Genomic DNA, 25,420 nt, shown 5'->3' on the forward strand with positions numbered 1-25,420 from the left:
TTCCTTTCAACGATTTTTATCATTATATGATCCCTTTATTCGTTGAAATAACAATCTTTCTCTTCACACCTGCAACTTTCAGCTCAGCTTTAATGCGTTGTCTTAAGCTCAAGAGGTCATTTATCTGCACTTCTCCGTACCTAACCACGTGATCGCCATATGCAATCGATACTACCCGTTTCCCGCTCTGTAGCTTCTTTATCGCTTCTTCTACTTGATCTAAATATTCTTGGCTATACATCAACTTTTCTTATTCAACCATTGACTTCTTCTCACTCTTTTTGACTTTTTAGTTTTTTCACCTACTAAACTTTCCCACTTACTCTCTGGCCATCTATCTATTCCCAGTGCTATCGATGCTGCTCTTGCATAAACTCTGCAATCTAGTACTTCATTTCGATCCCTTATCTTTTGCCACTCTTGTTTGGTATACCCTTTTACTACCTTGGTAATTAGTTGTTCTGCAGTAAGTTGCTTAAAATATTCAGGTGGATATTCGGGAAAATGACAATACCCCGGCGCCCCTTCTGTTAAAACATTAAGTAATTGGAAAAGCTCGGACTTTAATATCGATACCCCAACTGGCCACAGCTTCATTCCTCTCTTTAGCTTTTGTCCGCTAACTGTTACATCTACTCTACTTGGGCTGCTAAGTGGCACTAGCGCTTTGTTTGCCCCTTTTACTGCCATTACTCTCCCTGACCCTTGGTGACCTCTTACCCAGTTGTATACCTCTTGTGTTGCATACCCAGCATCTACCGCCATCCATACGCGTCAAGTTAAGAGATTGTGAGCAAATTTAGAGAGGTTAAAGTGGATACTCTAGCCCTTCTACGTTTGTCTTTTAATGAAAATCGCGACCAAGTTATAGTGAGTTTTTTAAGAAATGCTTTTAAACTATTAATTTTGGTTAATACTAAAAATAACTCTCTAACCCGCCTTTTTAGCTCAATAAATGCCTTTGTTAAGCTAAGTTCTGTATTCTTTTTCACTTCTGTGCAACCAACTATGCCGTGAAATATAAGAATTGCGCACAATTTAGCATATAGTTCACATAATACTCTGCATGGCTTTCCTTTTAGCTTATCAAGCCTGATATGGCTTTTATACAATTTAAATAATAACTCAATTTGCCACCTTACTCTGTAAATCGTTAATACTTGCTCAGCACTAATTTTATTTTCTGGAACATTAGTTATAAATATTGACCAGTTCAACAATTTTTGATTTCTTTTAGAGGATGTATATCCCTGCGATCTTGCTAATCTATTAGCTTTCCTTCTTCTGGCCATAGACTGTTCTTCAGTTAGTTTCTGACATATAATTCTTACTCTAATTTTTGCTTCTTTTCCTAACAATACCTCGTTTTCTAAAAATAACTTATCCTCTAAACATTCTAATAACTCCATTTTTTGATTTGTTTCTACATCATATATGTTGGTATCGGATTTATAACGACTTATGAAATAAGCTCCTATTTCATTGATTTGTTTAAAAGAACTTGGCACAAAATAACCGAGATCAGATATTAGCAAATCATTGCTTAATATATTACTTAAATGTTTCCTATATCCCTGGTCTGATCTTACCCCCTCCGTTAAATTAAGTTGGTCTATTATCTGATTCATGTAGTCGAAAACTAATTGTAACTTTATTCCAGACTTAGTATTGCTTTCATAGCCACTGTAGCTAGTACCATAACCTTTATACATCTCTTCCATACTGTTAGGTAGAGTAATATAGCTACTGTCCAATAATTTAACACTATTAAATTGCTGTAAGATTTTGCAATCAACTTGCAAGATATTTTTAAAGAGAATCACAGATTCATTATACATCCTTTTCATAAATTCCACTGCTTCTTCAGTAAATCTAAAATCCAAACCTTGTTTTGTTATATCTATCGAGTCCTCGTTTAGTAATTGACACATTGTTTCTACGCTACAATTATCAACTCCTATATTACCCAAGACCATGGCTTTTACGAATGATGAACCTTTTAGCTTTCTCTTTCTTTTTATAAACCTTGTTGTAATTGAGATTTTCTCTGCTTTTTCATTAAAAAATTCTTTGAGCTTTTTTGATAAGCAAGTTATTTTATTCATTGGTTCTCTCACTAAAAGTATATCTGGGAGAACTTATACCTTATTATTCTATCTCTTTCATACCTTTATTTCCTTAACTTGACGCGTATGCTACCGCCATCATGCTTATCATGTATTCAAGACCATTTTCACCGATAAAATGATGATTCAAAAGCTCTGAAAGTTTTTCCCATACTTCTCCACTTCCAGTATCACCTTCTAATACCTGATAGTCTATTGACCAACTCTCACGACCCATACCCCATGCTACTACTTCTGCTTCTAAGCGGTCTTTTTGTACATCAACCCCTGCCGTTAACACTATTTTTCCACCTTTTGGCACCATGCCTATCGGAAAATTTTCTCGACGCTCAAATAGTTGCTTCCAGTCTGGTACTTCTCCCTTATCTACCCAGGTTTCTCCGAGTGTTGTATTTATCCAAACTTTTAGTAATTGTTCATTTTCCTTTGCATGCAGATAATCTTCCACTGCTTGTTTCCAACTATACCAACCAACTGGGCTATACAAGCTTGAAAGGTGGAATCCTTTTTTTTCACCTTTTATTGGATTAGTAGGCCTCCATTCACCTCTAGCTAACATCTCTGTTTTCTGATGATTTTTTATTTCTCCCCTACACTCTATGCAAACGTAGTGGGCTGTTGAGGGATCTTTATCTTTCCACTTTATCTGTGGCCATTTCAGCACCTGATAGTGATCACAATGTGGACAAGGTACAAAAAAGTATCGTTTGTCTGAATTCTCAAATTCCTTCTCTATTCTGCTTATTCCGTGAACCGTTGGTGTTGAAACTAAGAATATTTTTCGCCGCGTAAATGTATTAGTTCGGGCAATGCTGAGTAAAACTGGATCTCCTTCTCCTCCTGAATCTCCTGGATATGCATCTACTTCATCTAAAAAAAGATATCTTACCGGCATTGAACGTAAACCCACTGGACTGTTGGCACCTGTTACTACTACCGTTCCTCCCGGAAATTCCTTACTTTGTACAGTGTTGCCTGAATCTCTCGACCTTGGGTCTTTTATTTTACTCCTTAAACATGGCGTATCTTCAATTAATGGTGCAAATCTTCCCTTTGACCAACGTTTTCCCATCTCTACAGTTGGCTGCACTACCAACATTGGACCTGGTGTTTGGTCGATAATGTAGCCGATCCAGTTGTTTCCTGCTTCTGTTCCTCCTATCTGCGCTCCTTTCATGAATACCACTTTTTCAGCCGGTGAAGATGAAGATAGTGAATCCATGATTTCTTTAAGATATGGGGTTCTCTCTGTTCTCCATTTTCCTGGCTCTGATGATGCTATCGTCGAAAGCTGACGGTTCTTATCTGCCCACTCTGATACTTTTAGTGGTGGATCTGGCCTTAGCCCTGCATAAAAACTACTGCTGTATATCATAATGCTGCAATTGTTGCACTTTTAAGGAGAAAAAGAGGTATTTTTTGTCTGCAATAAGTATCTGCTGATGCCTTACTTAAAATCAGTATTGCAACTAATATGTTTATTAAACCTATCAAGTGCTTCCTTAGTATCATTGAAATGTATTTTCCACTAACTCTTCCAACGCAGTTCTGATTTCCTCAGTTAACGTTTCATGGATCTTCTCTGTGTCATTTATCGATGCTAGTAACGCTGAAACCCTATCTGGAATGTTAAGCAAATTATTACGGACAACTCTTGCAACATTAAATGCTTCAGTCTTTACTTCTTCTACTGAGATAAGTTCACCAATTTCAGCTTTTGCTTTTGCCTCGAGCAGTTTTCCCCGCTCCATCTCGTTTTTAATTCGGGTTTTAAGCAACATCGTTGAAAGATCATTATTTCCTCTTTTTTCCCCTTCTTCTCCACCTTTTCTCCTCAGTGGTTGACTTGGATCTCTAATTGCTTCTATTGCTCTATTTGCTTGTTCTCGGTCAATCAAACCATCCTCCAGCTCAACTATTCCTTTCTTTACTAAGTAACAGACGTATTGCTTTGAAACTCCTAGTTCTCTTGCCCATTCTGTCTGCGTGATTTTCCCCTCTTTCACCCCTTTTTTACCGTTTTTCTTCTTGAATTTGTGCAAAAGTCTTTCCAGTATCCGAAAGTATCGCTTCTCTTCCCGTATACACCCGCCAACGCTTTATCGTTACATCGACGAAGGCGGAATCAAGTTCTATAGTTCTGCATATTCTTCCTGTCCTCTCACATGCAATTAATGTACTTCCAGAACCACTAAATGGATCAAGAACTATGTCCCCTGGTCTACTGCTGTTTACTATCGCTCTCTCCATTAACTCCACTGGTTTCATCGTTGGGTGCAGTGAGTTGTACGTTGGCTTATCGTAAAACCAGAGATCACTCTGATTGCGTCCCCCATGCCACTCACGTTTATTGCCGTTTTTCCACCCGTAGAGTATTGTTTCGTATTGTCTTTGATAATCAGATCTTCCTAGCGTAAAATGATTCTTTGCCCAAATGATGAATGTCGACCATCTTCCCCCTGCTTCTTCAAATACTTTTTGCAAGGTCGAAAGCTCTGATGATGATGCACAGATGTAAATTGCCCCTTTGGTGTATGCTAAAACATGAGTACAAATGTCATAAAGGAACAATTCGTAATTTTCACCTTGATCATCGTTTAGTATTTTTTTGTCTTCTCTTTCCTGACTGTCACCATATGCTACGTTATACGGAGGGTCACACACGGTAATATCTGCCATTTTATCGTCCAGTACCGCTTTAAATGATTCAACCAGACAACTATCACCACAGTAGATTCGATGACCACCTAAAATCCACAGATCCCCTGGTTTTGTTATTTCCACTTTTTTGTCATCACCAGCTAAATCAGAAAATTTTTCTCCCTTTTCCCCTTGTTCTTCCCTTCCATCAAGATTATCAAGAAAGCGTTGGACTTTTTCTAGCTCAAATCCGGTCATTTTAAGGTCAAACTGCAAATCTTCTAACTCTTGAATTTCCACTTTTAAAAGATCATCGTCCCACTTTGCCCAGTTAGCTGATTGATTGGCAAGTAACCGAAAAGCTTTGGTTTGGGCTTCACTTAAGTTATCACTGAGCACTACGGGAATACTCTCCATACCCAGTTTTCTTGCTGCTTTGAGGCGTAAATGACCATCAACCACAGTGCCATCGCTTTTTGCAACTATTGGGATACGAAAACCAAATTCCCGAATAGAGGCACACATTCTGTTTACTACATCGTCATTCTTGCGAGGGTTACGATCGTATTCGACAAGATTTTCAATAGGATAGTAGTGGATTGCTAAGTTCATATTCCTAATAGTTGTTATGTTTAAATTCTTAATAACTTGTTAAAAAGTTAATAATCAAAATACGTCTGACGCTAGAGAGGACCCGGGGTTTCGCTCCTAAGTCCGCCAGTCTGGCCGAAAGGACCCACTTCCTATGTGTTATCTAGCATATTAAAATCTTTACTAAAATTATTAACATAGAACATCAACGCCAAAGCATCCCCCTCATTGTCATCTTGAGGAATAAACCCTTTTCCCTTCACAGCTTCAATAACTTCACTTTTACTTGCATTACCCTTACCGGTGATAAAGCGTTTTATGGTCTTGACAGGTACACCTTGATAAGGTATATTGTTTTCCTCGCACCAAGCTGTTAAATGAGCTAGAAAGCCTCCGTAGCAATGTGCAGAGTCAGTACCTAAATGTCTTCTTACTTCTTCAAAATACACTGCTTCAATATCTGAAAATCTTTCCCTCATCTCATTGAGCCACCTACGAAAATTTAAGAAGTGCATGCCACCTCCGCTGAAACGGCTACCATGAAAGTTTTCACTACCACTTTGAATTACTCCATCTGTAAGCATTGCCCAGCCTGTTTGTTTGCCGAGGTCTAGTGTTAGGATTGACATATTTTATTTTTTATATACTTATAGACCTTTAGTTTTTCTACTTATAAGGAGATTTCTTAATTAGAGTTTTCTTTCTATTTTCTTCTACCAATTTATCAAAGTCTGACTTGTATGATTTATCTTGTGTTTTTCTGAATTCTTTATATTCTTCTGCAGCTAAGGCAATTGCTATCTCATGAGAAACTTTACCGCAGTTCTTTAATATCTCTTGCTCATTAAATCTTAAAAATGCATCAAGCTTTTCCTTCCAATCTTTCATATACATTACCTTACCTCGAGCAGCTTGAAACTCTGCGTGGTCTATATACATATTCACTATCTTATTCAGTTGAGCAATTTCATTTCTATCTAAGTAGTTTCTTGCTATATGTGTATCAGAAAGAAATATTTTCCCTTTAGGTGCTTTTCGCCAATTTGTTAGGCCCATATTTGGTTTATTTCTATTTGCTCTATTTGTTATAATTTCCGCTGCTGTATTCCCGGTAATGGCAAAATGCAATTTGTTCTGTACTACAGCAAAGAAATTTTTCGTTTCAATTGCGCAATTTGAATAATCTACTGAAGTTGCATAAATATCTGTAATTTTCTGGTAAGCCATACGATCACTAGCTCGAATTTCTCTTATTTCTTCAACTAGCTCGTCAAAAAACCTGGCATCAAATTTTGTACCATTTTTAAACCTGTTACTATCTATTGCAAAGCCTTTAAAAATGTACTTCTTTAGTTTATCGGTTGCCCATGTACGAAAAGCTATGCCACTAACACGATAGCCTACTGATATAACAGCTTCTAAATTGTAGAACACTACATTACGTTTTACCTCTCTTTCTCCCTCTTTTTGAATTATCGAAAATTCTTCGGTAGTTGAACTTTTATCTAACTCTTTACTTAGATAAATATTCTTTAGGTGCAATGAAATATTATCACTTGAACAACCAAATAGCTCAGCTATATGTTTTTGTGTAAGCCACAGATTGTCATTTTCAAACCTGACCTCTATATGTACCTTTCCATCTTCTGTCTCATAAAATAAGATTTCATTGTTATCTGGTTTCATACATCTTTTCAAATTGTTATCTGCTTTAAGTAGCAATTTTATTTGAAAGAGATTTCCATACTCTGTTCTTGGATTGCTTTTATCATAAAGTTTTAAGCTTATATAATATATATTCAGGATTTGGAAAATTTTTGTCCAAAAAATCTTCTTCTTAAATAAACTTTTTAGAAAAAAACTTGGTTAAAAATCAGTAAACAAGCATTGTATAATTATTGGTCAAGACTTTCAGATTTCTATCTTAACAATGTAATTAATCTATTATGCTAACGTAGCTTAGCTAATTTCTTATGAACGTTTACCCAAACCGTAAATTCTGGGAAGATGATTTAGAAGTACCAGTTAACTACTTACTTGAGCGTTTTCACAATACAGAAGTCCGTCATTCCTGGATGAATTCACTTTCTGGTAGGCAGTTAAGTGTTATCTTTCAACACTGCTTTAAAGACAAGCTAAATGGTCAACTCTTTGATGATCAAGACTACGATAACACATCCATACAATATAAACGTAAAGTGATTGCTAAACATTTAGACTCTCTAGTTATTTATTATCTGATTAGCTGTTTTGAACGTGCAAAGCTTGAAGCTACTGTCAGTGAAATTGCAAGATCTGCATTGACTGACGAACTCATGAAATCCTACCTTCTAAAAGGTAACAATAAATACGACAAGAAGTCTTTGTTATTTCTATTGTTTCATGTAGATCACAACCTTTTAAAGTCTGTCTATCACTTTGAAAAAATACAAAGAAAAGGTTCTGTATCATTTGCTCTTCAAAAGACACCACGACAGCCAAATGTTCCATTTAAAGACTTCATCTCTCAGGAAACCATAGTGCAGATACTGAAAGAAGACGACATTAAACGCAATGACGGTTTTGAAAATCAATTACAAGGTTTCTTCTACCATCAAAATCGTTTATATGTATTAGTTCGTAGAGCTAGTGGTATAGATTTACTACTAAACTCAAATAAGGTTATTCATGGTCATAAGCCAGATTGGATGATTTTGGATTTTCTAGTTAATGGTACTCAGGTAGATCTTACTGCCAAAAATATTGATCAAGCTACAGAGATAGCAAATAGCATTGCAAGTCGTTATTTTAGCTCTGAATGTGTTTTTGTAAACGCGCAGGATAAAAACTTTGCAGAGCAAGTATATAAATTCATTAAAGTTTGTGTTGATGGCTCTGATTCAAATATATTCACTTTTGAGTTAAAATTTCAGTCAAATCGTTTTAAATATAGCAACACTTGCATTACTTTAACCGTTATACCACATGATCCTATTGCATCTGAGCTCTATATTTTACACCCTTCTATTGGTGATATACTAAAATCTATTGAATTGATGAAGATAATATTTCAAGACAAAAAGATAGGATTATTTTTTAAGCGAAGTGATGAGTACATAGCAATTTATTATTCCGAACATCCATTGAATAAAAAGGAAAGAGAAGATTTTAAAGCATATATGAAACAGTCTTATGGTCTTACAATCTTGCCAAGAGCAAATCTCTGACCTTTTTAATTCTGGTAGCTCTTGGGTTAATCCAAATCAAAACTACATTAAAGCAGCAAAGTATTTGTCAGATCTTGAATTAATTAAGATGCAAGAGAGGGCCTATATTATCTGCTCTCATAGACAAGATAAATTAGATTGGCCAAATATAGTTGATCCATACTGTAACAATGAGATTTTCATTGATGAGGATTTTGATGAAGTATGCGATAATATAATTTGTGAAAATTGCAACCGTGATATTTTGCCTAACACCTACAAGAAGCAAAGATTTCATCGCTTATCTGTATATTTAAACCCAGAGAAAATCATGCATTGGTTTGAAGGTCAGCTAAGTAATACGCATTTCATGTGGCAAAAGGTGGAAAGAGGAGTTTATCATGTTGGTGGCCAAGGTAAATTTGTAAATCTCATTGTTCTTGATTTTTGCACCAATCCAACATTCTTAACCATAGATAGGCTAAGAGTCAATCCAACCGTATTAGTAATACTGAGAAAAAACATACCAGACATACCTCTTGATTTGCCTATAGTAGAAATGGTTGACCTTTTCTGTCAGCGTAGGACTTTAATTGAAATATTTCAAGAAGCAGTACAAAGAGGAGTACCAGAGTTAATACCAAATACTTCAATGCAAATTTTACATACTTCACTTGAGCAAATTGAACCTGCTAGAGAGAAAGAATTACTAGAGTTACAATTGGTAGAAGGCTCACTTTACGTAAACAATATAGAGATTCTGAATAAGAAAGCTGTAGCATGTATGAAAGTTTTTCGCATATTATTTGAACAATTTTTGAATGACTGTAAAAAAGAATTGCCTCCTGAAAAACACACGTTGCTTAGCATAGCTCAAATAGAAAAACATCTAAATCTTGATCAAGAAGCAGATCCAGAACATCACATCAGAAAACCACTAAACACAATCCAAAGGACAATAAAAACCACCTTAGCTAAAAAGTTAGGACTAAACATCGAACGTAATGATGTGATTCAAACAGTTGGTTGGCCTGGATCATCGCGTAGAGATTATGGTTACCGTATTAACCCTTTTACTGTGGTAGTTCGTTAACTGTGTTGACGAGAAGTAAAAGATGTTATAATGGAAAAAGTAAAATTCATGTAATTGAGTTTTAAGCTTTGGTTGACTCTAAAGTCGCATCTAGCTTTAAAACACAGTTTTTGCCTTATCTAAAAAAATACAAATTCTCAATTACGTAAAAGCCTAAATTTCTTTTGCTTTCTTCAATCTTTTTGTTTGCCGACTTTTGTGTTTGAAGCACATCTACACTCAATGTCTCTATACTAATATATACCGGATTTCTTACTACTTTTTCCGGGATTTTCTGAAAAAAAGTTAAAATAATTTTAAGACAGCTAAGAAATTAAAAAGAGCATTATGTCTTTTACAACAGAAATCTTCACTATTTGAGTTCTTTCCATTTTGGAAACAACTTTTTACTTGATCTGAGAAGAGATTACATGAGTTTTTGGTAAAAACATACAAAACCTATCTAAATCATCAATAACGCTATAATAGCCTTCTAAAACGTTTTAAACCATAAAATTCAGAGGTTTCTCATAGTGAGAACTTTAATCTTTAATCCTCTTTAAAAAGTTATCTGAAGAAACGACTTTCACACCTCTCGCTTTTTCAAATGCCTCTCTTGCTGTGCCTGCGTTCTTGCCTCCTTCCTTTGCCGCTTCTAAATTTTTATTATAGCCCTGTGCATCTTTATCTTTTATTTCATCAATGGTAGCCTGTTCTCCTAGCATGTTAAAAATTAATTCAATTGGTGTCATATGGTCTCTTAGTGGTTGTTTCCTCAAGCCTTTTATTTCCTTATGATGCTTTGTTTTTACTCCAAACGTTCCCTCAGAAATTACGTCTGTCAATATTGCGTATTCCCTACCTTCAATATACTTATTATTGTGGTCAGATATATTTCTGTTACCCCATTCTTTTGTTAGTTGATTTCTGACAGCTATCGATTCTATTCTCTTTTGTATCCATTCCTGAGGGTACCCTTTTGCAGCATAATCGGCATAGATTCGTTTGAGTGCAAGCTCAGGGTTTTCATATTCTTGTAGCCTTTCATACCCGACTTTTGCAAGCCAACGTTTAAATTGTTCAACTCTTTTGGAAGGAATAGACTGCAAAATACGAAACAACCCCTCAACATTTGTACAATTAACATTCTGTTTACCACCTTTTGTTTTAATTTCAAGGGGGGTGACAAATTGTCCCCATCCTTCAGAAAGCCCTATATCTCTGCTTTTTATCTTTTTTAGATAGTCAGATGGGTTCTTACTACCTGTCAGAAAAGCTATTACTTCTGTTATTACGTACCACCATTCTCCATCGTGTAATACTCTAGTAAAATTGCTATTATCAAAAGCAGTAGTTTCAATATCTCCTTCTTTTAAAGTTAAAGTGTCAATCATATTGAAAATAAGTTTATTCTAAAAACCAAATATAAACTAAGTTGCTTTTTATTACTAATAAATAGTGGAAGTTTTATCTCCATTATACGTGATAAAATTAGAGACGTAAATAAATTTCGATCTTTGTCTCCATTTTGAACTATTAAGCGGGTTAAGAGTTCTGTAGCTTCTGTTTCTTCTTCTATGGCAGTAACTTTTTTCCTTGAGCTTCATCTACAATTTGCTGATTTCATTACTGAGAATTTTGCAATCAATTGCTCAGAGGTTTGCAATAAAAGTTGTTGTATTTTCATAAAGTCTCCATTAACCCATTCACAAGTCGTTCAATCTTTTTTGAAGAATTTTCTTTGCAAAGTGTAAAAAATGTGTTAAACTTACTGGTAAGTTTACTTTGCAATAGTTGGGTTACTAAAGATGCCTTTTATTCGAGTTTTTAGGGAGGCTACACGCGTTAATTTAAAAAAGACGAACTTTTATATCTAAATTACAAATAGTGTTGTAAGGACCTCCTAAAGCGTTTTAAAGGGTAGGAGTATTTTGTTACCCTCTCTATGATAGAAGTGACATAAGTTGGCTGTTGCAAAAATAACGTTTCAAAAAGTCTACTAACCATTTGTTCTTTAGGTTTGAAAAATTTTCTTTGCAACCAACAAAAAAACATGATAGACTGGTTTTAGGCTTTCTTGTAGTAAATAAAAGTTTGGGGTAAAAAATAGTTTAGAAATGCCTCGTAATCGAGTTTTAAGCTACCCTACATGAGTAATTTAGGTCTTGGTGGTATAATTGTACCCTGAAGTCACAGGATCGTCTTAAAACGCAATTATGAGCCATTTGTTCTTTCTTATTCAATTTAAATATCCTAATAAGTTTTGTAGTGGTCTTTTTGCTCTTCTTTCTTTTTGATAAGTTTTATTTATTTGTAGTTTATATATTTATTAATTTATATTTATTACTATTGTTATTATATATATATAATATATAAGGGTTTTAGGAATAGCAAAATCAGCCATATTGGCTAACTTTAGGTGCGTAGTTGCTAGGAATACTTTTAGGAATGTAGGTCAAAAAGCCTAGGTTTTATGCAGAGTCTAGCTTCCTTGATTTCTAACTATTTAGCTGATAACCTAGGAATTAGGAATATAATGCTACCTATAATAGATATCAATTTTTAAGAGATTAATGTCTGTTTGTAAAAATATTCTTGCATAGCTGTTGAAAAACCAATAGCCCATCTGGTATGGTTTTAGCTATTTCTGGTTGTTTCTCCATTCTACTATATATCTATCTATTGTAGCATTCAACGTAAACTAGCAACTGAATATTGTATATATCCATATATAGAAAAGTATGGTTAGGAGCAATGCAACAAAGCCTACAGAACAAGTATTTGAATAAGAGATCTATTAAAAATAGCTGTAAAGAATTTACCTACAGAAGTTTTATTTGCAGTTAAGATCTTCAGCTCCAGGGGTGAATTTTCCTATACCACAAGCAAAGGGTCCTGTTGTAACGTCAAGCCACTTATCCTCTCTTGAACCTTTAGACATTCCTTTTACTAACTGTTTTACCTGTAAAAGTTCCTGTATCATACGTTCTAATTTATCTCTTCCCATATTGTGAAAAATTTCAGGCAGTCTATGCCGTTGTTTATATACTCCTGCACTTCCTGTATGAGTAAATGGATGCCCTGCAATAGCAGATCGTTTAATTGCATCGATAAGATATATCTTAAGACTTTTATCGCTAATGTTTTTAACTTTCAATTGTGCTGTTATATCTTCTAGTAGCCCTGTTTCTTGATTTCTTAGGTAAGTACGTACAGTGCGATCAGCTAACCCATTTGCCTTAACAACCGCCCCATAAAATAAAGCATTTTGTCTTGGAATCTCCCCCATTGACCTAAAGATCTCTGGCTTAGCTGTATCTTCCACTGTCCAAAAAGCATAGGAACATCTAACACCATTAACAAGAGCAGAGGTACCTCTAATTGCATCGCGTGCTTGTTCAGCAGTTAATATTGGTTTTTCTCCTTTTGGCTTTCTCATGTGATGAGCAGTAATTATCGAAGCTCCAGTACTACATGCTAAATCAGATAATAAGCACATTAGATAATCCCCTACAGCAGGATCAGCATTTATATCTGCATGGATAAATGAAGCAAGTGGATCAAATACTATCAATTTCAGATCTTTAATTTCCTCGAGCTGTTTCATTATGGATTCGAATTCAGGAGAAACTTCGACGATTTTACCACGAACATTTCTGAGTATTGTAAGTGATCCTCTAACGTTTGGCAGTGGTACAATAAATAATTTATCTTTATGTTTCAACCTTTCACACTTAGGGTCAAGTCGTTTCAAGCGGCGGTGTATCTCACCTGCATCATCCTCTGCTGAAAAAATTACTACTGTTCCGTGTTCAGTAACAAGTGAACCAAAGCCACACATCTGATCCTTATCACTTGCAACCTTAAGCGCTAGGTCAAGAAGAAGCATACCTTTGCCTGTATCTCCCATTGCTGCTATTATTGAAGTAACACCTAAAGGAAATAGACCTTCAACAAGAAACTTTTGCTCTGGTACCGGACCTACAAAGCGCTCTGCACTCCAATCTAAAATGTTAAGTGGCTGTTTTGTAGATCTTTCTAAACTTTTCATATTTGAAGTATCAGTAGCTGGAGTATCAATAGTAAGTAACGGAGTTGAAGCTAAAAACTCTTTGACATCTATACCTTCCTCTACACAATCAGCAGCATCCCATTTCTCAGGTTTACCTTGCGGAATCTCAAGCACAGCAAGTGATGCAACTCCAACATCCAAAAGCTTTTTTGTAGCATTTTCAGCATACTTCTTACCTGATTCATCATTATCTGGCCAAATAATAATATGTTTACCTTTTAGTTGTGACCAATCAGTCTTTTTGACATCTGCGTTTGCTCCAGACATTGTTGTTGTGGCTGCAATCCCTTGTTCTATCAGCGCTTCTGCACATTTTTCTCCTTCAACCAGAACAACTTTATCAGACTTTAAAATTCCTGGAATGTTGTAGAGTGGCCTTATTTCTGGTGCAGCATAATTCAATGTTTTAACATCAAATGGGCGATATTCTTTTCCTTCAGGTGGATCATAACGATAAACCTTAACAATAATCTGATTGTCTTCATCGTAGTAATTCCAACTGCAAGTCAAAAATTGTTCTAGGTCTTGTCGACATAAAAAAATAGTGATATAGAGTACTCTTTATTAATAGGTAAAGAGAATGCTATATGATTTAAAAGATGAGCAATGGGAGAGAATAAAAAACCATACGCGTCAAGTTAAGGAAATAAAGGTATGAAAGAGATAGAATAATAAGGTATAAGTTCTCCCAGATATACTTTTAGTGAGAGAACCAATGAATAAAATAACTTGCTTATCAAAAAAGCTCAAAGAATTTTTTAATGAAAAAGCAGAGAAAATCTCAATTACAACAAGGTTTATAAAAAGAAAGAGAAAGCTAAAAGGTTCATCATTCGTAAAAGCCATGGTCTTGGGTAATATAGGAGTTGATAATTGTAGCGTAGAAACAATGTGTCAATTACTAAACGAGGACTCGATAGATATAACAAAACAAGGTTTGGATTTTAGATTTACTGAAGAAGCAGTGGAATTTATGAAAAGGATGTATAATGAATCTGTGATTCTCTTTAAAAATATCTTGCAAGTTGATTGCAAAATCTTACAGCAATTTAATAGTGTTAAATTATTGGACAGTAGCTATATTACTCTACCTAACAGTATGGAAGAGATGTATAAAGGTTATGGTACTAGCTACAGTGGCTATGAAAGCAATACTAAGTCTGGAATAAAGTTACAATTAGTTTTCGACTACATGAATCAGATAATAGACCAACTTAATTTAACGGAGGGGGTAAGATCAGACCAGGGATATAGGAAACATTTAAGTAATATATTAAGCAATGATTTGCTAATATCTGATCTCGGTTATTTTGTGCCAAGTTCTTTTAAACAAATCAATGAAATAGGAGCTTATTTCATAAGTCGTTATAAATCCGATACCAACATATATGATGTAGAAACAAATCAAAAAATGGAGTTATTAGAATGTTTAGAGGATAAGTTATTTTTAGAAAACGAGGTATTGTTAGGAAAAGAAGCAAAAATTAGAGTAAGAATTATATGTCAGAAACTAACTGAAGAACAGTCTATGGCCAGAAGAAGGAAAGCTAATAGATTAGCAAGATCGCAGGGATATACATCCTCTAAAAGAAATCAAAAATTGTTGAACTGGTCAATATTTATAACTAATGTTCCAGAAAATAAAATTAGTGCTGAGCAAGTATTAACGATTTACAGAGTAAGGTGGCAAATTGAGTTATTATTTAAATTGTATAAAAGCCATATCAGGCTTGATAAGCTAAAAGGAAAGCCATGCAGAGTATTATGTGAACTATATGCTAAATTGTGCGCAATTCTTATATTTCACGGCATAGTTGGTTGCACAGAAGTGAAAAAGAATACAGAACTTAGCTTAACAAAGGCATTTATTGAGCTAAAAAGGCGGGTTAGAGAGTTATTTTTAGTATTAACCAAAATTAATAGTTTAAAAGCATTTCTTAAAAAACTCACTATAACTTGGTCGCGATTTTCATTAAAAGACAAACGTAGAAGGGCTAGAGTATCCACTTTAACCTCTCTAAATTTGCTCACAATCTCTTAACTTGACGCGTATGGTAGCCCCTTCGGTGTCATTCCAGTCTGGAATCCAGTTCTTATTGTACATTCACCTGGTGTAAAGTTAAGTTTCCTGGATCCCAGTGTCAGCTACTCGGATGACAAAAAAAGGAGCACTGGAATGACAGCAGTCCTACGTCATACCGCGATTCATTCGCGGTATCTCTAGATCCCGCTAACAAGCAGCGGGATGACGGTTGTCGTTTAGCCACAAATATTTAAGAAATTTACCAAATGAAAAAAAAGGCAAAAGAAGCCCTGGGGTTATTATCCGCTTTAAAATATTGGCGTTTTTTATGTTTTAAACGCTTGACAAGCGAGATTAAGCTGCTTTTAATTGCAACTAACTTACGCTGCAAACGTTTAAGAAATTTACTAAGCAGAAAAAAAGACAAAGAATCCCCGAGTTAGCTAGTCTTTTACTATCTCTGTCGAGTATTGGCATTTTTTGATGTCTTGTAACGCTTTGTAAGCGCGTTCAGCTTATTTAGATAAAAATCTAGATGTAGATGAAGTTTTGTAAAGACATACAGTATCTATATACTGCAAAAAATTGAACATAAGACGCCGATACATTAAGTAATCCTTACCTTTTAATCTGCAGATTGGCGAAAGCAAATACAATAGCTTCAGTTTCATGATAAGGGAGCTGGCGAGGTTTGTCAAGGAAGTTTTTCTTTCCCGTGAATTCCCTTTGAAGTTGAATATTGAAAATTGACTGGAGAGTTGTAGATTACTTTGTATATGTCATAACAAGCCATGGCGCTCTCAGCAAAACCATTTAGTATTAATTTTAGTTTGCCTGAATAAATAGCTATATCTCCGATTGCATATATCCTATCTCTACTGGTTTTAAGTGTAGCTGGGTCGACAACTATGCGGCTATGTTCTAACTGTATACCCCAATTGTTTATTGGACCAAGATTCATTGACAATCCAAAAAATGGCAGCAAAAAATCAGCGGATATTTCTTTTTCTTCCTTAGAGGCAATGTTTTTTACTATCACTGTGCTCAATTGCCCATTACCTCCTGCTAGTTCGTGTAATTGATATGGCACTACCAGTTCTATTTTTCCATCAATTTCAAGTGATTCTAATTTATTTCTAGTTTCAGGAGTGCAGCGAAATTCCTTTCTTCTATGTATCACATAAATTTTCTTCACAACTTTAGAAAGTTCTACAGTCCAATCAGCTGCAGAATCACCCCCCCCTGCAATAACTACAGTTTTATCCTGAAAATCAGAAATTTTATTTACACTGTAAAATACAGATTTATTTTCATATTCTAATATACCACTTAAGGGTGGACGGTTAGGTTCAAACATTCCATTACCTGCAGCAACAATAACAGCCTTACATTTTACCTCTGTACCTATGCTCGTTATGATAGTAAAGTTTTCACCTTCGTTATTTGAAATCTTTTCTACTTTTTGACTTAAATGGTAAATAGGCTTAAATGGCGAAGCTTGCTCTATTAGCTGCTCAATTAATTTTTGGGCAGTAATTACAGGATAACCAGGTATATCGTATATTGGCTTTTCTGGGTAAAGAGCTGTGCATTGTCCTCCTGCTTGATCCAAAACATCTATTATATGACATCTCATATCAAGCATTCCCGCTTGAAAAGCAGTGAATATTCCAACAGGTCCTGCACCTATTATTACTATATCGGTTTTCATATTCAGATGGTGATCTATTTATAGATATTAGCTTTCTTTGCTAACAAGGTCAATTTACAAAGGGATGTATTTTTAAAAGATGTGGCTAGATTAGACAAGATTTCCAGCGTTATGAACCACATAGTCCAAATAAGCTCTAAAAATCAGCTAGCATAGCGAGATGCTGTGCGGACGGAATGGGATTCGAACCCATGGTACGCTCATCACGTACGTCAGTTTTCAAGACTGGTGCCTTAAACCGCTCGGCCATCCGTCCATTTCTTTTCTATCACAACATTTGATTTTAAGCAATCTATAAAAGCTTTACTTGCCCACGCAAAAGTTGCTAAATATACTGTCCAATATTTCCTCAACATCAATAATTCCAATCACCGCACCAAGTTCAAATGCAGCAAGCCTCAAATCTTCAGATATCAACTCAATTGGATTATCGATATTAAAACGTTGTAAATGTTCCAGTGCTTTCTTCATGTGATTCCTATGTCTTTGCCGAGTGATTACAGGAGTGTCTCTATCATGCCCAAATTTTTCCTCTGCCTTCTCTTTTATGAGAGAGATCAATTTGTTTGTACCTATTCCCTTTAAAATAGAAATAGGTAGAAAATCTATGCCATTAATTTTTATATTGTGATTATTGATAACATCGTCAGCTTTGCTCAATACATAAATAGTATCGCTATTTACAACGTTGCAATTGATATTATGACGCTGTTCAAAAGGAAATAGTTCTATTCTTAAATCAGCTTCAAAAGACCTCTTTTTCGCTCGACTTATACCTTCTGATTCTATTGGATCTGAACTCTCACGAATTCCAGCAGTATCAGAGAGAATGATTGGGTATTCGCCAATGTCAATATGAGCTTCAAGTATATCTCTTGTTGTGCCTGCATATTCAGAAACAATAGCAATATCACGCTTGGCTAAGAAATTAAACAGAGTTGATTTACCGACATTTGGTTCACCAGTTATTACAATATGTAAACCCTCACGCAACCTTTCGCCCCGTCTATTATCATTTAAATGCTCTTGTATCAATCGCACGAGAGATTGCACTTCATTATTAATTTTTTCCAACTCACTTTTTTCTGCCCAAATGTCCTCTGGAAAGTCTATATATGCTTCGATTTTGGATTGTATCGTTATCAATCTTTGCCTCCAATTGCTGTATAGTCTCTCCAATTCTCCTGATATCTGCTTAATCGCTTGTTTAGCTTGCATTTTCGTCTCAGCGTCAATTAAGTCTGCAATTCCTTCTATTTGAGTTAAGTCAAATTTACCATTTAGAAAAGCCCTAAGTGAGAATTCTCCAGGCCTGGCCATAACGAAAATTTTTGATAATTCCTCCAAGATGATTTTTATGACTGCCTTACTTCCATGCACTTGTAACTCTATAACATTCTCGCCAGTGAAACTGTTTGGAGCAGGGAAATAGATGATTATTCCATTATCTATCAATTGATTGAAATCATCATATAGATCAACTAAAGTAGCAAATCTTGGTTTAATTTCTTTCTTAATATGAAAATGATTTAAAGCTTTAAGCGCATAGTTGCCTGAAATTCTAATTACTGCAACTCCTGACTTACCAAATACGGTCGATAAAGCGAAAATAGTTTCATTTGTGTTTGTCATTATTTATATAAACTACTTAGCAATATTACACTTAAGAAACCAAAATACCTAAAAAGTCACCCAGGTGAAAATATTTATTTTGAAAACTGATAATATGATTTATAATGACTGACACAAGTTTTAAATATTTTATGCTCAAGAAATTAGCTTGGTACTGGTCTTTTGTAGAGTTAATTAAAGGGTTTGTTATTACATTAAAATATATGTTTAAGCCAAAGGTTACTTTGAGGTATCCTATGGAGAAGGGCCCTTTAAGTCCAAGGTTTCGTGGTGAGCATGCGTTGCGTAGGTATCCAAACGGTGAAGAACGATGCATAGCTTGTAAATTATGCGAAGTTATCTGCCCTGCTCAAGCAATAGTTATTGAAGCAGAGGAAAGAGAAGACGGTAGTCGCCGCACTACGCGCTATGATATTGATATGACAAAATGCATATACTGCGGACTTTGCCAAGAGGCATGTCCAGTTGATGCAATTGTGGAGGGTCCTAACTTTGAATTTGCTACTGAAACGAGAGAGGAGCTAATGTACAATAAAGAAAAGTTATTGCGTAATGGTGAAATTTGGGAAGACGCAATTGCACTCAGGTTAAAAAAGAATAGACCTTATTATTAATGTTCAGAGCTTATAACCCTGTTATCCATTATGATTTAGGGGCAGTGCCCACTAGGGGTGGTGTCATCCAAGTAGCTGATACACAACTGTACGAACATTTGTTTGCGAGGGCAGTATGTTAAATGTTATGGCCTGTTTTGCCTCAAACACAAAGGTGTCATCCCAGTGCTTGACACTGGGATCCAGTAAAATTGATTGTGAACAAGCACACTATACAACATTTTCAATGAAATTACAAAAAAGCTGGATTCCAGTGTCAAGCACTGGAATGACACCATTTGCTGTGCAATTTACCTTCGAAAATGAATGTTCGTATGGCTATGTGCGTGACACTGGGATGACACCGTTGGAAGAAGCAAACCGCCTTCAAGCTACATGTCCGTATAGGTTTATTTATGGTTAGGATTACTTTCTCAACCGAACAAAAAGTAAAAGAATACAGTGGTAAAATTACTGGTTTTGATATACTACAGCCGAATGTTTTAAAGGAAGCAGTTGCATTGAAAGTAAATGGTGAGTTATATGATCTCTCACGTGAAATTGAATCTGATACAGAGATAGAGGTAATACAACTGAGTGACGAAGCGGGTTTAGATATAATAAGGCATGATGCTGCTCATATAATGGCGCAGGCAGTGAAAGAGCTATTTCCTAATACTCAGATTACTATCGGCCCAACAATTCAGGACGGTTTTTACTATGATTTTGCTACAGATCGTACCTTCACTACGGACGATCTTACCGCAATAGAAAAGAAAATGAAAGAGATTGTAAAAAGTAACCACAGATTTGTTCGAGAAGTTTGGACTCGCAAGCAGTCAGTTGATTTCTTTAGTGGTATAGGCGAAAAATATAAGGTTGATATTATCTCATCCATACCAGAGGGTGAAAACCTAACTGTTTATAGGCAAGGTGATTTTGTTGACCTATGCCGTGGTCCGCACTCACCATCAACCGGTAGAGTTAAAGCGTTTAAACTTATGAAAGTAGCGGGTGCATACTGGCGAGGTGATGCAAAGGGCCCAATGTTGCAGCGAATATATGGCACAGCATGGAGAAATAAGGATGAATTAAACGCTTATCTTGAGTGCCTCAAAGAAGCAGAGAAACGTGATCACCGCAAAATTGCCAAGGATATGGATTTATTTCACATCCAAGAGGAAGCTGTTGGGCAGGTTTTTTGGCATGAACAAGGATATATTCTATATAATGTTCTTGAGTCTTACATCAGAAAGAAGCTAATAAATAATGGCTATTTTGAGGTAAAAACTCCTATTTTAGTAAGTAAAGAGCTGTGGGAAAGATCTGGACATTGGGATAAGTTTCGTGAAAATATGTTTATTGTTGACGAATCTGAGAATAAAAAGTTAGCAATAAAACCCATGAATTGTCCTTGTCATGTGCAGATTTTTAATTCTCACACCAGGAGCTACCGTGATTTACCAATACGTATGGCAGAGTTTGGCACATGCCATAGAAATGAAAGCTCAGGCTCATTGCACGGACTGATGCGAGTGCGTGGTTTTACGCAAGACGATGCACACATTTTTTGTATGGAAGAACAAGTGAATTCTGAAACTATAAAGTTTTGTGACCTTTTAAAAGAAGTATATTCAGAGCTTGGATTTAATGAAATTTCTGTGAAATTTTCAGACCGTCCAGATATTAGAGCAGGTAATGATGAAGTGTGGGATAGAGCTGAAAAAGCGCTGCTTGAAGCCGTTAAAGAAGCGGGCTTGAGTTATGAACTGAGCCCTGGTGAAGGTGCATTTTATGGTCCAAAGCTAGAGTTTGTTTTGAAAGATGCAATAGGCAGAAGCTGGCAATGTGGAACATTGCAAGTTGATTTCATTTTACCAGAACGTCTGGGAGCTTTTTATATAGGGGCAGATGGGCACAAGCATCACCCTGTCATGTTACATAGGGCAATTCTTGGGACTTTTGAGCGTTTTATTGGAATTTTGATAGAAAATTACGCAGGAAAATTTCCAGTTTGGCTTGCTCCAACGCAACTTGCTATTCTAACCATTACAAATGAGGCTGACGGTTATGCCACAGAAATCAGCAATGTCTTAAAAGAACAAGGTGTGAGAGTCAAGACTGATTTGACCAATGAAAAAATTAGTTATAAGATACGTTTGCATAGTCTAAACAAGGTTCTTATATTGTGGATTGTAGGCAAAAATGAAGTTACAAGTAAAACTGTGTCAGTGAGAAATTTAGGATCGGAAAGACAGGAGTCTTTTTCTTTGGAGAAGGCTATTGAATTGTTGTTAAAAAGTATTAATTTGAATTAAGGGAGTTAAAGTTTGCAAGTTAAAAAGAACAATAAAAACAGAATTAATGGATTCATCACAGCTAAGGAGGTACGCTTAGTTGATCATAGTGGTGAAATGGTCGGAATCGTGCTAATAGAACGAGCTTTGGAGCTTGCACAGGGTGTTGGTTTAGACTTGGTAGAAATTGCACCTGATTCAACCCCTCCAGTATGTAAAATTCTGGATTATAGCAAACAAAAGTATGATATAAAAAAGAAAGCAAGTGAAGCAAAAAAGAAACAAAAAACATTAACTATAAAAGAAATTAAACTGGGTCCCAATATTGGTGATCACGATTACGGAACAAAATTGCGTCAAGCAAGAGACTTACTTGCCCACGGACATAAAATTAAAGTCACAATGAGATTTAGAGGGAGAGAGCTTATAAACACTGAAGTTGGACTGGAAAAATTAGAACGGCTAATTCGAGACACTGAAGATATCGCAAAGGTAGAATTGGCACCTAAAAGAGAAGGGAATCAATATTTTTTAGCTCTGGTTGCTAAGTAGCAAAACGGCTTAAGAAGTATAAGTAAAGTTAAATTATCGCTCTCTCTTTGATAACATGGCGAAAATGTCTTATTAATCCTTGAATCGGCCAAGCTGCAGCATCGCCAAGTGCGCAAATTGTATGTCCTTCTATTTGAGTTGTAAGGTCAAGCAGCTTATCTATTTCATCAGGCTTAATATCTCCTGCCACCATCCTCTTCATAATCCTCCACATCCATCCAGTACCTTCACGGCATGGTGTGCATTGTCCACAGGACTCATGCATATAAAAGTGTGATAACCTCTCTATTGCAGCTATTATATCAGTTGATTTATTCATCACTATTACAGCAGCAGTACCAAGCCCTGATTGTGCAGTTCTTAATGAATCAAAATCCATTTCAATAGTATCACATATAGATTTTGGAATTAATGGCACTGAAGACCCACCAGGTATTACAGCAAGTAAATTATCCCAACCTCCTCGCACTCCACCTGCGTATTTTTCAATTAATTCACGTAATGGAATTCCGAGCTCTTCTTCAACATTACACGGGTTGTTTACGTGCCCTGAAATACAAAAGACCTTGGTACCAGTATTATTTGGTTTACCAAGAGATGCAAACCATTCTCCTCCGCGATTCAGAATATCTGGAACCATGGCTATAGTTTCAACGTTGTTTATTGTAGTTGGGCAGCCAAAAAGTCCAACACCTGCAGGAAATGGAGGTTTCATGCGAGGAAAGCCCTTTTTTCCTTCAATTGATTCAAGTTGAGCTGTTTCTTCTCCACATATGTAAGCTCCTGCACCCCTATGGATAAACACATCAAGATCATAACCTGATTTGCAGGCATTTTTTCCAATTAAGTTTTCTTTATAGGCTTCCTCAAGTGCCTTTTTTAGAACTAAATATTCATTATAAAATTCACCCCTGATATAAATATATGCAACTGATGCGCTGATCGCTCTGCTGGCCAGGAGAATTCCCTCAAGTAACTTATGTGGCTCATATCGCAATATATCTCTATCTTTACATGTACCAGGTTCTGACTCATCTGCATTGACTACTAAATATGCTTTTGGGAGATTTTTGGGCATAAAGCTCCACTTAAGGCCGGTGGAAAATCCTGCACCCCCTCGACCTCTCAAACCAGATTTCTTTACTTCATCAATGATTTTTTCTGATCCTAAATCCAGTAATTCCTTTGTTTTTTGCCAGCTACCACGTTTTTTTGCACCCTCAAGTAGTGGAGTTTCTTTACCATTTAGGTTGGTGAATATTTTGTCTTGTTCTTTTAGCATGTTTTTCAAAATTTGTGAGTGATCCCGACGCGATTCGAACGCGTGACCCACTGATTAAAAGTCAGTTGCTCTACCGGCTGAGCTACGGGATCATTTCATTTTTCAGCTATACTCAATAGTAATATAGTTTTTATCCGTTTTAATCAAACTAAAATTTTCATGTGTGGTTAAATAAATTATATAATATACTGTGTTAGTGATAATTTAGTTAAAAAATTTTTAAAGGAAAACTTCTTGTTAATTTTCAGTTCACAGATTTATTTGGATGGTGTGACGTATAACGCTAAGGAGACAAAAAAATAGAGAAGTGTGTACACCCTGCAGAATTTGTACACTATTTAGCAATAGCCTAATAGATAAATATTTCTTGCATTTCAGCCTGAGTGATTTATGCTTTAAGCAAGAATTACCTGGGGGTATAGCTCAGCTGGTAGAGCATCTGTTTTGCACGCAGAAGGTCAGCGGTTCGATCCCGCTTGCCTCCACCAGTCTATACAGCTCTAGCCGCCACAAAACCTGTCAAAGCAGCTTATTTTAATCTATGAGGATTTTATACTATTTCCCTGAAAATCTCTATTTCTTTTCGTAACTTTTCTCTACACAAGTAATGTTGGTTATTACAATTGTAATATATACTAACTTAACAATAAATTAATCAATAAATGTTAGAATACTAACAATTAATTTATTGGTAACGCCTATGAGTGGAAAAAAGCATGTTTTTAAGATGATACCTGGAAAAGAGGTGTTTAGAAAAACCCCGACTACAAGGATAAAGTGGCCTGAAGGTAATGATCCTACAATGCCTATTAAAAAAGTTGAGCTTGTATCGCTGGATGATAAAAACGATGTAGTACTAGGCTTATTGCCTATAAAACTTTGCAGCAGTTCTTGCCTAGGCAGTGTCGACATTTATTTTAACCAAAGATAAATGCCAGCAATGTGAACAAAAGACAGAAAAGCTATGGCCAATTTGTCGTAGCGTGTAGCAACTCTGCGGAAGTGCTTGATTTTGTTGAACATCCTTTCGATTAAGTTTCTCTCTTTATACAATTCTTTGTCATATTCTCTTGGTGTTTTTCTGTTGGAACGCGGTGGGATTACTGGCTCAGCATTTACAGCTTCTGCAGCCTCAATCATATAATTTGCGTCATACCCTTTATCGGCAATAAGTGCCTCCATGTTCTTGCCTTCTATCAGGTCTAAAGCTTTTACGTAATCCGATCTTTGCCCTGCAGTAACAAAGAATCTCAGTGGGTTGCCCAAAGCATCACAAGCAGCGTGTAATTTGCTTGAAAATCCTCCTTTGCACCGTCCCAGCTCTTGTTCTTGTCTACCAGTTTCCACATTTTTTTCTTGCACCAGCAGCATGTTGATGTGCCCTGATTATTGTTGAGTCTATCATGAGCCACTCTGTGTCTCCATTAACAGCTAATGTGTTGAAAATCATCTGCCAAACACCAGATTTTGCCCACCTTATAAAACGTTTATGTACACTTGACCATTTTCCATACTCAGCCGGCAATGCTCTCCATGTTGCTCCTGTTCTACCTATCCACATTATTGCAGCTACGAATCTCCTGTTATCTTTTGCGCTTCTTCCTCTATCTCCTTCCTTACCTGGCAGACTGTTTTTTATTCCAT

General features: G+C 35.9%; 18 protein-coding genes, 3 tRNA genes and 3 pseudogenes. 8 read left to right on the forward strand and 16 right to left on the reverse strand.

Features of this window, described 5'->3' with window-relative positions; translation table 11 throughout:
- Positions 1-22 precede the first annotated feature (22 nt).
- The 8 genes and pseudogenes from AAGD66_RS06590 to AAGD66_RS06625 form a co-directional block, all read right to left on the reverse strand.
- Positions 23-241: a gpW family protein gene (locus AAGD66_RS06590; protein ID WP_264374239.1), complete on the reverse strand. Its 219-nt coding sequence runs from the start codon at positions 239-241 to the stop codon at positions 23-25.
- Positions 241-765: pseudogene (locus AAGD66_RS06595) on the reverse strand (terminase gpA endonuclease subunit); the annotation flags it as partial. The gene AAGD66_RS06590 and the pseudogene AAGD66_RS06595, both read right to left, overlap by 1 nt.
- 14 nt (positions 766-779) lie before the next feature.
- Positions 780-2,105, reverse strand: a complete 1,326-nt coding sequence (locus AAGD66_RS06600) for an IS4 family transposase (protein WP_264339118.1) — start codon at positions 2,103-2,105, stop codon at positions 780-782.
- A gap of 91 nt (positions 2,106-2,196) precedes the next feature.
- Positions 2,197-3,501, reverse strand: a pseudogene (locus AAGD66_RS06605) (phage terminase large subunit family protein); the annotation flags it as partial.
- A gap of 133 nt (positions 3,502-3,634) precedes the next feature.
- Entirely contained in the window at positions 3,635-4,132 is a 498-nt protein-coding gene (locus tag AAGD66_RS06610; protein ID WP_265024673.1) for a MarR family transcriptional regulator, read from the reverse strand.
- 7 nt (positions 4,133-4,139) lie between these two features.
- The gene (locus tag AAGD66_RS06615; protein WP_264724220.1) at positions 4,140-5,378 is read right to left on the reverse strand and encodes a DNA modification methylase; all 1,239 of its coding nucleotides are present in this window, start codon (positions 5,376-5,378) and stop codon (positions 4,140-4,142) included.
- 131 nt (positions 5,379-5,509) lie between these two features.
- On the reverse strand, positions 5,510-5,986 hold the full coding sequence (locus tag AAGD66_RS06620) for a Holliday junction resolvase (RefSeq protein WP_341814462.1): 477 nt from the start codon (positions 5,984-5,986) through the stop codon (positions 5,510-5,512).
- A 37-nt stretch (positions 5,987-6,023) separates the two neighbouring features.
- On the reverse strand, positions 6,024-7,043 hold the full coding sequence (locus tag AAGD66_RS06625) for a virulence RhuM family protein (protein ID WP_265024618.1): 1,020 nt from the start codon (positions 7,041-7,043) through the stop codon (positions 6,024-6,026).
- 287 nt (positions 7,044-7,330) lie between these two features.
- Between AAGD66_RS06625 and AAGD66_RS06630 the strand changes: the two genes are divergently transcribed.
- Both AAGD66_RS06630 and AAGD66_RS06635 read left to right on the forward strand, forming a co-directional pair.
- Entirely contained in the window at positions 7,331-8,563 is a 1,233-nt protein-coding gene (locus tag AAGD66_RS06630) for a hypothetical protein (RefSeq protein ID WP_264724223.1), read from the forward strand.
- The gene (locus AAGD66_RS06635) at positions 8,529-9,635 is read left to right on the forward strand and encodes a hypothetical protein (RefSeq protein WP_264724224.1); all 1,107 of its coding nucleotides are present in this window, start codon (positions 8,529-8,531) and stop codon (positions 9,633-9,635) included. Before AAGD66_RS06630 ends, AAGD66_RS06635 begins: the two co-directional genes overlap by 35 nt.
- A gap of 521 nt (positions 9,636-10,156) precedes the next feature.
- Here AAGD66_RS06635 and AAGD66_RS06640 read toward each other — a convergent pair.
- Together AAGD66_RS06640 and AAGD66_RS06645 are read right to left on the reverse strand one after the other, a co-directional pair.
- A complete protein-coding gene (locus AAGD66_RS06640) occupies positions 10,157-11,008 on the reverse strand; it encodes a Bro-N domain-containing protein (protein WP_213862822.1) in 852 nt (283 codons plus the stop codon).
- 1,439 nt (positions 11,009-12,447) lie between these two features.
- Positions 12,448-14,235, reverse strand: coding sequence for an AAA family ATPase (locus AAGD66_RS06645; RefSeq protein ID WP_410529791.1), 1,788 nt, complete (start codon positions 14,233-14,235; stop codon positions 12,448-12,450).
- Positions 14,236-14,401: 166 nt separating this feature from the next.
- Here AAGD66_RS06645 and AAGD66_RS06650 point away from each other — a divergent pair, with 166 nt between their 5' ends.
- Positions 14,402-15,727, forward strand: coding sequence for an IS4 family transposase (locus tag AAGD66_RS06650; RefSeq protein WP_264339118.1), 1,326 nt, complete (start codon positions 14,402-14,404; stop codon positions 15,725-15,727).
- 676 nt (positions 15,728-16,403) lie between these two features.
- On the opposite strand, the gene AAGD66_RS06655 is transcribed toward AAGD66_RS06650, so the two are convergent.
- The 3 genes from AAGD66_RS06655 to mnmE form a co-directional block, all read right to left on the reverse strand.
- On the reverse strand, positions 16,404-17,420 hold the full coding sequence (locus tag AAGD66_RS06655) for an NAD(P)/FAD-dependent oxidoreductase (RefSeq protein ID WP_341814463.1): 1,017 nt from the start codon (positions 17,418-17,420) through the stop codon (positions 16,404-16,406).
- A 168-nt stretch (positions 17,421-17,588) separates the two neighbouring features.
- Positions 17,589-17,676 (reverse strand) — tRNA-Ser (locus AAGD66_RS06660).
- A gap of 47 nt (positions 17,677-17,723) precedes the next feature.
- Positions 17,724-19,052, reverse strand: coding sequence for a tRNA uridine-5-carboxymethylaminomethyl(34) synthesis GTPase MnmE (gene mnmE, locus AAGD66_RS06665; RefSeq protein ID WP_155969046.1), 1,329 nt, complete (start codon positions 19,050-19,052; stop codon positions 17,724-17,726).
- 131 nt (positions 19,053-19,183) lie between these two features.
- On the opposite strand from mnmE, the gene nuoI reads away from it, so the two are divergent.
- From nuoI to infC, 4 genes are all read left to right on the forward strand, one after another.
- On the forward strand, positions 19,184-19,666 hold the full coding sequence (nuoI, locus tag AAGD66_RS06670; protein WP_174515692.1) for an NADH-quinone oxidoreductase subunit NuoI: 483 nt from the start codon (positions 19,184-19,186) through the stop codon (positions 19,664-19,666).
- A 115-nt stretch (positions 19,667-19,781) separates the two neighbouring features.
- Entirely contained in the window at positions 19,782-20,069 is a 288-nt protein-coding gene (locus AAGD66_RS06675; RefSeq protein WP_264723880.1) for a hypothetical protein, read from the forward strand.
- Entirely contained in the window at positions 20,062-21,963 is a 1,902-nt protein-coding gene (gene thrS, locus AAGD66_RS06680) for a threonine--tRNA ligase (RefSeq protein WP_265024481.1), read from the forward strand. The genes AAGD66_RS06675 and thrS overlap by 8 nt, the downstream gene beginning before the upstream one ends.
- A gap of 12 nt (positions 21,964-21,975) precedes the next feature.
- Positions 21,976-22,494 carry a translation initiation factor IF-3 gene (infC, locus tag AAGD66_RS06685; protein WP_065094376.1) on the forward strand — a complete coding sequence of 173 codons (519 nt, stop codon included), beginning with the start codon at positions 21,976-21,978 and terminating at the stop codon, positions 22,492-22,494.
- A gap of 28 nt (positions 22,495-22,522) precedes the next feature.
- Here infC and nuoF read toward each other — a convergent pair whose 3' ends face one another.
- Both nuoF and AAGD66_RS06695 read right to left on the reverse strand, forming a co-directional pair.
- Positions 22,523-23,776 carry an NADH-quinone oxidoreductase subunit NuoF gene (nuoF, locus tag AAGD66_RS06690; RefSeq protein WP_155969053.1) on the reverse strand — a complete coding sequence of 418 codons (1,254 nt, stop codon included), beginning with the start codon at positions 23,774-23,776 and terminating at the stop codon, positions 22,523-22,525.
- Between the two features lie 19 nt (positions 23,777-23,795).
- A tRNA-Lys gene (locus AAGD66_RS06695) sits at positions 23,796-23,868 on the reverse strand.
- A 320-nt stretch (positions 23,869-24,188) separates the two neighbouring features.
- Between AAGD66_RS06695 and AAGD66_RS06700 the strand changes: the two genes are divergently transcribed.
- A tRNA-Ala gene (locus AAGD66_RS06700) sits at positions 24,189-24,264 on the forward strand.
- A 424-nt stretch (positions 24,265-24,688) separates the two neighbouring features.
- Here AAGD66_RS06700 and AAGD66_RS06705 read toward each other — a convergent pair.
- A pseudogene (locus tag AAGD66_RS06705) lies at positions 24,689-25,415 on the reverse strand (IS5 family transposase).
- Positions 25,416-25,420 lie beyond the last annotated feature (5 nt).

Source organism: Wolbachia endosymbiont (group A) of Dendrolimus pini (assembly GCF_964026835.1).
Taxonomy (GTDB): domain Bacteria; phylum Pseudomonadota; class Alphaproteobacteria; order Rickettsiales; family Anaplasmataceae; genus Wolbachia; species Wolbachia pipientis.

Bases quoted from the DNA above. Each gene is read 5' to 3' on its own strand.
- AAGD66_RS06620 (WP_341814462.1), bottom strand. From the start codon at position 5,986: ATGTCAATCCTAACACTAGACCTCGGCAAACAAACAGGCTGGGCAATG.
- nuoI (WP_174515692.1), top strand. From the start codon at position 19,184: ATGCTCAAGAAATTAGCTTGGTACTGGTCTTTTGTAGAGTTAATTAAA.
- AAGD66_RS06635 (WP_264724224.1), top strand. From the start codon at position 8,529: ATGGTCTTACAATCTTGCCAAGAGCAAATCTCTGACCTTTTTAATTCT.
- AAGD66_RS06615 (WP_264724220.1), bottom strand. From the start codon at position 5,378: ATGAACTTAGCAATCCACTACTATCCTATTGAAAATCTTGTCGAATAC.
- AAGD66_RS06655 (WP_341814463.1), bottom strand. From the start codon at position 17,420: ATGAAAACCGATATAGTAATAATAGGTGCAGGACCTGTTGGAATATTC.
- AAGD66_RS06675 (WP_264723880.1), top strand. From the start codon at position 19,782: ATGTTAAATGTTATGGCCTGTTTTGCCTCAAACACAAAGGTGTCATCC.
- AAGD66_RS06650 (WP_264339118.1), top strand. From the start codon at position 14,402: ATGAATAAAATAACTTGCTTATCAAAAAAGCTCAAAGAATTTTTTAAT.
- AAGD66_RS06625 (WP_265024618.1), bottom strand. From the start codon at position 7,043: ATGAAACCAGATAACAATGAAATCTTATTTTATGAGACAGAAGATGGA.
- AAGD66_RS06640 (WP_213862822.1), bottom strand. From the start codon at position 11,008: ATGATTGACACTTTAACTTTAAAAGAAGGAGATATTGAAACTACTGCT.
- AAGD66_RS06600 (WP_264339118.1), bottom strand. From the start codon at position 2,105: ATGAATAAAATAACTTGCTTATCAAAAAAGCTCAAAGAATTTTTTAAT.
- AAGD66_RS06630 (WP_264724223.1), top strand. From the start codon at position 7,331: ATGAACGTTTACCCAAACCGTAAATTCTGGGAAGATGATTTAGAAGTA.
- mnmE (WP_155969046.1), bottom strand. From the start codon at position 19,052: ATGACAAACACAAATGAAACTATTTTCGCTTTATCGACCGTATTTGGT.
- nuoF (WP_155969053.1), bottom strand. From the start codon at position 23,776: ATGCTAAAAGAACAAGACAAAATATTCACCAACCTAAATGGTAAAGAA.
- AAGD66_RS06590 (WP_264374239.1), bottom strand. From the start codon at position 241: ATGTATAGCCAAGAATATTTAGATCAAGTAGAAGAAGCGATAAAGAAG.
- thrS (WP_265024481.1), top strand. From the start codon at position 20,062: ATGGTTAGGATTACTTTCTCAACCGAACAAAAAGTAAAAGAATACAGT.